This window comes from Allobosea massiliensis (assembly GCF_042655245.1).
Classification (GTDB): Bacteria; Pseudomonadota; Alphaproteobacteria; order Rhizobiales; family Beijerinckiaceae; genus Allobosea; species Allobosea massiliensis.
In genome coordinates this window covers 1-4,798 of record NZ_JBHSLU010000103.1, presented here as the reverse complement: position 1 = coordinate 4,798, position 4,798 = coordinate 1, and the positions used below count along the sequence as shown (strand labels likewise).

The 4,798-nt window shown below is 64.6% G+C and carries 7 protein-coding genes and 2 pseudogenes; 4 read left to right on the top strand and 5 right to left on the bottom strand.

Features of this window, described 5'->3' with window-relative positions; all coding sequences use genetic code 11:
• From ACFPN9_RS25495 to tnpA, 3 genes are all read right to left on the bottom strand, one after another.
• The coding region (locus ACFPN9_RS25495) for a transposase (RefSeq protein ID WP_377817827.1) at positions 1 to 302 on the bottom strand (302 nt) is incomplete at its 3' end.
• 100 nt (positions 303 to 402) lie between these two features.
• Positions 403 to 729, bottom strand: a complete 327-nt coding sequence (gene tnpB / locus ACFPN9_RS25490) for an IS66 family insertion sequence element accessory protein TnpB (protein ID WP_465247900.1) — start codon at positions 727 to 729, stop codon at positions 403 to 405.
• A gap of 17 nt (positions 730 to 746) precedes the next feature.
• Positions 747 to 1,166, bottom strand: coding sequence for an IS66-like element accessory protein TnpA (gene tnpA, locus ACFPN9_RS25485; protein ID WP_377799786.1), 420 nt, complete (start codon positions 1,164 to 1,166; stop codon positions 747 to 749).
• A 106-nt stretch (positions 1,167 to 1,272) separates the two neighbouring features.
• Here tnpA and ACFPN9_RS25480 point away from each other — a divergent pair, with 106 nt between their 5' ends.
• The 3 genes and pseudogenes from ACFPN9_RS25480 to ACFPN9_RS25470 all read left to right on the top strand — a co-directional run.
• Positions 1,273 to 1,497 (top strand): hypothetical protein, encoded by a 225-nt coding sequence (locus ACFPN9_RS25480; RefSeq protein ID WP_377817826.1) that lies wholly within the window; start codon positions 1,273 to 1,275, stop codon positions 1,495 to 1,497.
• A 32-nt stretch (positions 1,498 to 1,529) separates the two neighbouring features.
• Complete coding sequence (locus tag ACFPN9_RS25475) at positions 1,530 to 1,712, top strand: hypothetical protein (RefSeq protein ID WP_377817825.1); 183 nt, start codon at positions 1,530 to 1,532, stop codon at positions 1,710 to 1,712.
• 308 nt (positions 1,713 to 2,020) lie between these two features.
• Positions 2,021 to 2,406 (top strand): annotated as a pseudogene (locus ACFPN9_RS25470) (transposase); the annotation flags it as partial.
• A gap of 7 nt (positions 2,407 to 2,413) precedes the next feature.
• Here the strand turns inward: ACFPN9_RS25470 and ACFPN9_RS25465 are convergent.
• The gene (locus ACFPN9_RS25465; RefSeq protein ID WP_465247899.1) at positions 2,414 to 3,742 is read right to left on the bottom strand and encodes a c-type cytochrome; all 1,329 of its coding nucleotides are present in this window, start codon (positions 3,740 to 3,742) and stop codon (positions 2,414 to 2,416) included.
• Complete coding sequence (locus ACFPN9_RS25460) at positions 3,739 to 4,257, bottom strand: SCO family protein (protein ID WP_377817823.1); 519 nt, start codon at positions 4,255 to 4,257, stop codon at positions 3,739 to 3,741. The genes ACFPN9_RS25465 and ACFPN9_RS25460 overlap by 4 nt, the downstream gene beginning before the upstream one ends.
• Positions 4,258 to 4,268: 11 nt before the next feature.
• Between ACFPN9_RS25460 and ACFPN9_RS25455 the strand changes: the two are divergent.
• Positions 4,269 to 4,667: pseudogene (locus ACFPN9_RS25455) on the top strand (ATP-binding protein); the annotation flags it as partial.
• Positions 4,668 to 4,798 lie beyond the last annotated feature (131 nt).

Below are 4,798 nucleotides of genomic sequence, written 5' to 3'. Positions count from 1 at the left end.
TCGGGCAAGGGACGACGAACCGGATGCTGCCGGGCGTCGGGAGTTGCCGGCATGACCGCGCGCTCCAGAACCGTCCGCGCCGCCGTGCCCTCCTCGACATTCTCGAGCGCCAGCTCCAACTGGTGGATGGCGGCGTCGAGCTTCTCCGACGACTGCCCGAACTGCATCCGGCGCAGCTTCGCCAGTTGCGCCTTCAGCTTCTCGATCATGAGCAGATGGGCGGCCGTCTCGGCCCGTGCCGCGATCAGCAGCGCCTGAAGCGTCGCCACGTCGTCGGGAAGGTCTGCGGAGGCGCTCGCCATGGTCCTTTCGAGATTATCCCGAGGCCGGCGGCCAAGCCATTGAATCATGGTCGATCTTGACCGCGGACCACAGTCCTGAATCGGCTCGAAGCACCTCGCTTCACAGCGCCAGGCTGGGGCGATCGGTTCGAATCGGCGCGCGCCAATCGATCCCCTCCAGCAGCATGGAGAGCTGCGCCGGCGTCAGCCGCACCACGCCGTCGGTCGTCACCGGCCAGATGAAGCGGCCCTTCTCCAATCGCTTGGCGAACAGGCAGAAGCCTTGTCCATCCCAGTACAACACCTTCAGAAGATCGCCCCGGCGGCCACGAAAGACGAACAGGTGGCCGGAGAACGGATCCTGCTGCAGCGCCTGCTGCGCCAGAGCGGCCAGACCGTCGAAACCCTTGCGCATATCCGTCGGGCCCATCGCGAGATAGACCCGCATCCCGGCAGGGATCGCGATCATCGCCGGTCCAGCACGTCGAGCACCCGCCGCAGCGCGTCCGCGTCGACATCGCGGTCGACCCGCAGCCTGCGGCCAGAACCGAGCGCAATCTCGATGATGCCGGACAAACGACGGCTCCGGCGCGCGGGCTCTGTGCAGGCAACCTCGGACGCCGACGTGGGCGGGACGTCGGTCACGACAGGAGCCAGTTCGACGGGCAGCAGAAGCGGCGCCGGGCTGCAGCCGCCCAACTGCCCCAGCTTCGCCTGACGCCGCCACGTGAAAACCAGGCTTGCCGCGACCCCGTTGCGTCGCGCGACATCCGTCACCGTCACACCCGCCGAAAAACTCTCCTCGACGATCCGGACCTTGTCCTCATAGCGCCAGCGCCGCCGCCGCTCGATCGCGCCCAGAACCTCAGCCCGAACCATCGCCATGACCTTAAAGCTAGACTTAAGGTCACACCGTTCGGGAAATGCCGCCCACCGCGCAAGGCGGCCGAGACCGGACGGTTACCTTCAGGAAGCGCTTCAGAACGTCCTGATGAGAGAGGGCGGAACAGAGTCGCTCTTCGCCCGGTACCGCTCGCTGCGCGAAGGCCTCGACCCCGAGGCATACGCCAAGCGCTTCGAGCGCTTCAGCCTCGAGAAGAAGGTCGGCATCGTCGCCTGCATCTTCGGGCCGAATTACGCCGGCAACATCGGCGTCGTCTGCAGGGCCTACATGGACCTCTGCACCAGCCAGGCGTTCCGCTTCAGCGCCGCCTGATTGTGTCGACCGCTTCACAGAAAGGACGATCGATGCAGATGCGCATCTCCAACATCCAGTGGGACACCGACGAAGAGCACGACGTCGACCTGCCCAGCGAAGTCATCGCTGACACGAAGATCGACCCGGTCGGCGACCACGAGACAATCGCGAATTGGCTCTCCGACAAATTCGGATGGGCCGTCATCAGCTTCTCATCCGATCAGCTCGCATAAACGATCGCCGATCGAAAATTCAAAATAGCCGGGGCCGCGCGCCCCGGCTTTATTTTTGCCGACTGGCAAAAACCCCAAAAAGGCGGGCGGTTGGAAATTGCTGCGTAAAATCCGGAAAATGACATGCGTGACCCCAGCCGCGGCGATTCAGAGCATCGGGGTCACTGTTGAGGATAATGAGACAAGCCGGGTGAACACGCCTTGGAGCGGAACCCCAGGAATATGTCCGCCGTCAGCACCTATGGCCCAGTTTTGCGGTTGTGATTTAAGGAGGGTTTGGGTCTCGTCGCTGTGACGAAGGAACGAAGATGAGACCCAAACCCTCAAGCGCCAAAAAGCCTGCGGAGCAGGTGGTGAAAGACATCCGGCGTGCGACCCGGCGGCACTTCTCAGCCGAGGACAAGATCCGGATCGTGCTGGAAGGCCTGCGCGGCGAGGAGAGCATCGCCGAGCTGTGCCGCAAGGAAGGCATCGCCCAGAGCCTGTATTACACCTGGTCGAAGGAGTTCATGGAGGCCGGCAAGCGCCGCCTGGCGGGTGACACCGCCCGTGCGGCTACGACCGACGAGGTCAAGGATTTGCGTCGTGAAGCCAGCGCCCTGAAGGAGTGTGTCGCCGATCTGACGCTGGAGAACCGTCTGCTGAAAAAAAGCATGACCGCGGATGGGGGCGACGACGCATGAGGTATCCCTCCTGTCGGATCACGACCTCCATGCGACGGTTGGTTGGTTAGGGCTTGGCACATTCCGTCGGAGCGCCGCCATGAAGCTGGACCTGGTCACCAATCTCCCGCTGCTCTGCAGAGCCCTGACGATCGACTGGGCGACCAACTCGGCGAAGCCTGCAGTGTCGACGTCGCGCCCTTGGATCGAGCGCGGATCGGCGAGCGTCAATTCGTGCCGAGCCGCTACAGCCTTCTGTTGTGCCAGCGCGAACTGGTCGATCAGCCCGACATATCGCCGAGGCGGGGAGATCGATGTCAGGGCCAGGATTTCCTGGGGATCGGCGAAGACCAGAGCACAAGGACCCGCTCGCGTCGAGGGAGTGGGATTTCGGGTCGCGCTGCTGATCGATTGCATGACCGGGGGTGGCAGTTCGGGACGAGTTGCGGCGCGCGATCGCGCGGCGGCAGCAAGCCGTTGAGAAGGCTGGTCGCGGTCGCTCACGATGATCGTCAGCGGGCCATTGGCACAAGCCGCGGCGCGATCGAGGCTCGCTCGTCCGATTTCGTCGAGCGTCGCCAGGAGACCGATCGTATCCGCTTTCGGCTCGTCGCCGCGCAGGAGGGTGCGGGGAAACAGGTTGGGAATGCCGAGGCGGGCCAGCTCCGGCCAGAGCTCCTGCGATGAATGCGGCAAAGCGAGGGTCGCAACGATGCGGGCGTTGCGGAGCCTGTCGCGCGTGCTTGCGTCGACGCGGCCGTCCAGTGGCACGAGTTCGATCCGCCTGCCGAAGATCAGGGCCGGAGCCGTATGCCTTAAGGCCTCAGTCATCGCATCGGGAAAGTTGTCGCTGGCCGACTGGGCGAGGATACCGAGCCGGATGGCCGCTGGTTCGACGCCGATGCGCTGCTCTTCGTCGATGCCGCCGAGATAGGCGATCAGCGATTGCATCTGTGGCTCAGTGAGCGCGTAACCCGGCATCAGCCGGTCGAGCGTCCGCCCACTCGGATCGATGCCCTCGAGAATGGCGCGACGAAGGCCGTCCGCATCATAGGCGAGGCGCAGAGTTGAGGCGCGGGTGAGATCCTGCCATCGGACGGAGGGCGCGCGCACCGTGCCTTCCGCGTCGCCGTGGCCGTCGCGGCCGTGACAGTTGGCGCAGGCGAAGCGTTCGGCTGGAACGCTGAGACCGCTTCCACTTCCACGCAGAACGGCAAGTGGGGCAGGCGGCTCGTCGGTTGTGTGCCCGAGGAACAGCGCTCTGCCGCTGTCGGAGGAGATTGGCTGCGAGGGCTGTTGCGACCAGGCCGGCACCCCGCAAACCAGCCAGGCCGCCAGCGCGAGGTGGAACCGGGCGCAGCCTTTCATCGCGCCGCCAGTTTCCTGACCACGCACAGGATCTGGTCGGGATCCGGCAGGCTGCGGAAGCGCAGCAGGCGCCCGCCGCCTGCGATCAGAAAGACGACGTCGTGATCCTCGATGCGCCCGAAGCTGACGCCGACCCGGTCGAGCAGGTCGAAGACTTCGGAGGGCTCGCCGGTGAGCCAGGCCCAGCGTTCGCTCGCCCCCATTTCGCGCGCCCGGACGGCGAGGACGTCCGGCTGGTCGGTCAAGGGATCGATCGTGACGGAGGCGAGCCTAACATCCGGGGCGGCCTTGCCGTCGACCATCTGCATGATCAGGCTCGCGGGCGGGCAATAGGACTGACAGCCGGTATAGACGAAGCTGATGACGCTGACGCCGGGCCGGTCGATGAGGTCGCTGAGAAGCTTCACGCGCCGGCCGCGATGGTCGACGAGCGCCGTGTCGCGCAGCTTGAGCGAGACTGGCGTCGCCACGCAGAGGCTCTGCGCAACCGCCTGCGCTGCGCCGCTGACGGCCATCACCGCGCACCATCGCCAAACTCGACAAGTTCGATCTGCTCATTCTCGACGATCTTGCCTACGTCACCAAGGATCAGGCCGAGACCAGCGTGCTCTTCGAACTCATCTCCGCACGTTACGAACGGCGCTCCATCATGCTCACCGCCAACCAGCCCTTCGGCGAATGGAACAAGGTCTTTCCGGACCCCGCCATGACACTCGCCGCCGTCGACCGTCTCGTCCATCATGCCACGATCTTCGAGATGAACGTCGAAAGCTACCGGCGCAGATCGGCCATGGAAGCCAAACGCCAGCGTGGAAGGCCGGCAGCCTTCGCGACAATCAGGAATACCCCGCAGATTGTCGCGGAGCGTCAATCAGAAACCGACGCCGCTTTCGACCGCGACGTCTACGTGGACCAGAACGCGTGATCGTCGAGCGCGTGAAACCTCCAGCGACAATTAGAGCGGAACCCGACCTGATTGAATCGGGAGGGATTCCCAAATCAGGCGCGAAGTGATTCAGAGTGACTGCCGGATGGAGGCCGGCAGCCATGTCGCGA

What these genes read in the sequence shown, in the direction of transcription:
- ACFPN9_RS25480 (WP_377817826.1), top strand. Translation starts at nt 1,273, where the DNA reads ATGAGAGAGGGCGGAACAGAGTCGCTCTTCGCCCGGTACCGCTCGCTG.
- ACFPN9_RS25465 (WP_465247899.1), bottom strand. Translation starts at nt 3,742, where the DNA reads ATGAAAGGCTGCGCCCGGTTCCACCTCGCGCTGGCGGCCTGGCTGGTT.
- tnpA (WP_377799786.1), bottom strand. Translation starts at nt 1,166, where the DNA reads ATGGCGATGGTTCGGGCTGAGGTTCTGGGCGCGATCGAGCGGCGGCGG.
- tnpB (WP_465247900.1), bottom strand. Translation starts at nt 729, where the DNA reads ATGCGGGTCTATCTCGCGATGGGCCCGACGGATATGCGCAAGGGTTTC.
- ACFPN9_RS25460 (WP_377817823.1), bottom strand. Translation starts at nt 4,257, where the DNA reads ATGGCCGTCAGCGGCGCAGCGCAGGCGGTTGCGCAGAGCCTCTGCGTG.
- ACFPN9_RS25475 (WP_377817825.1), top strand. Translation starts at nt 1,530, where the DNA reads ATGCAGATGCGCATCTCCAACATCCAGTGGGACACCGACGAAGAGCAC.